Below are 1764 nucleotides of genomic sequence, written 5' to 3'. Positions count from 1 at the left end.
TTTTTATAAAGAGCAGTAAAAACAGTTTCTTCGGAAACAACTTTGGTTTCAATGAACTGAGTGACCAATACGAATAACTGCTTGCAGTTATTTGGCACAGTCAATTCATTATCTTTCTGTTGGAAAGATAATAGCTTTAAAGTTACATCTTCATGTTTACATGAAGATTAGTTTTGAAGTCAGTATTCGTTGAGCCGACAAAATCTTAAATTGAAGAGTTTGATCATGGCTCAGATTGAACGCTGGCGGCAGGCCTAACACATGCAAGTCGAGCGGAAACGAGAAGTAGCTTGCTACTTCGGCGTCGAGCGGCGGACGGGTGAGTAATGCCTAGGAAGTTGCCCAGTAGAGGGGGATAACCATTGGAAACGATGGCTAATACCGCATAATCTCTTTGGAGCAAAGCAGGGGACCTTCGGGCCTTGTGCTATTGGATACGCCTAGGTGGGATTAGCTAGTTGGTGAGGTAATGGCTCACCAAGGCGACGATCCCTAGCTGGTCTGAGAGGATGATCAGCCACACTGGAACTGAGACACGGTCCAGACTCCTACGGGAGGCAGCAGTGGGGAATATTGCACAATGGGCGAAAGCCTGATGCAGCCATGCCGCGTGTATGAAGAAGGCCTTCGGGTTGTAAAGTACTTTCAGTCGTGAGGAAGGGGGTAAGCTTAATACGCTTATCTCTTGACGTTAGCGACAGAAGAAGCACCGGCTAACTCCGTGCCAGCAGCCGCGGTAATACGGAGGGTGCGAGCGTTAATCGGAATTACTGGGCGTAAAGCGCATGCAGGTGGTTCAATAAGTCAGATGTGAAAGCCCGGGGCTCAACCTCGGAACTGCATTTGAAACTGTTGGACTAGAGTACTGTAGAGGGGGGTAGAATTTCAGGTGTAGCGGTGAAATGCGTAGAGATCTGAAGGAATACCAGTGGCGAAGGCGGCCCCCTGGACAGATACTGACACTCAGATGCGAAAGCGTGGGGAGCAAACAGGATTAGATACCCTGGTAGTCCACGCCGTAAACGATGTCTACTTGGAGGTTGTGGCCTTGAGCCGTGGCTTTCGGAGCTAACGCGTTAAGTAGACCGCCTGGGGAGTACGGTCGCAAGATTAAAACTCAAATGAATTGACGGGGGCCCGCACAAGCGGTGGAGCATGTGGTTTAATTCGATGCAACGCGAAGAACCTTACCTACTCTTGACATCTAGAGAAGCCAGCGGAGACGCAGGTGTGCCTTCGGGAGCTCTAAGACAGGTGCTGCATGGCTGTCGTCAGCTCGTGTTGTGAAATGTTGGGTTAAGTCCCGCAACGAGCGCAACCCTTATCCTTGTTTGCCAGCGAGTAATGTCGGGAACTCCAGGGAGACTGCCGGTGATAAACCGGAGGAAGGTGGGGACGACGTCAAGTCATCATGGCCCTTACGAGTAGGGCTACACACGTGCTACAATGGCGCATACAGAGGGCAGCAAGCTAGCGATAGTGAGCGAATCCCAAAAAGTGCGTCGTAGTCCGGATTGGAGTCTGCAACTCGACTCCATGAAGTCGGAATCGCTAGTAATCGTGAATCAGAATGTCACGGTGAATACGTTCCCGGGCCTTGTACACACCGCCCGTCACACCATGGGAGTGGGCTGCAAAAGAAGTGGGTAGTTTAACCTTTCGGGGAGGACGCTCACCACTTTGTGGTTCATGACTGGGGTGAAGTCGTAACAAGGTAGCCCTAGGGGAACCTGGGGCTGGATCACCTCCTTATACGATGATTTT

The 1764-nt window shown here is 50.7% G+C and carries 1 rRNA gene; it reads left to right on the top strand.

The annotated features are described in order from the left end of the window. Window positions 1-207: 207 nt before the first annotated feature. Window positions 208-1752 (top strand): 16S ribosomal RNA (locus A1QO_RS04790). The last annotated feature ends 12 nt before the right edge of the window (window positions 1753-1764 follow it).

Source organism: Vibrio genomosp. F10 str. ZF-129 (assembly GCF_000287055.2).
GTDB lineage: Bacteria > Pseudomonadota > Gammaproteobacteria > Enterobacterales > Vibrionaceae > Vibrio.
This window is presented reverse-complemented; position numbering and strand designations above follow the sequence as displayed.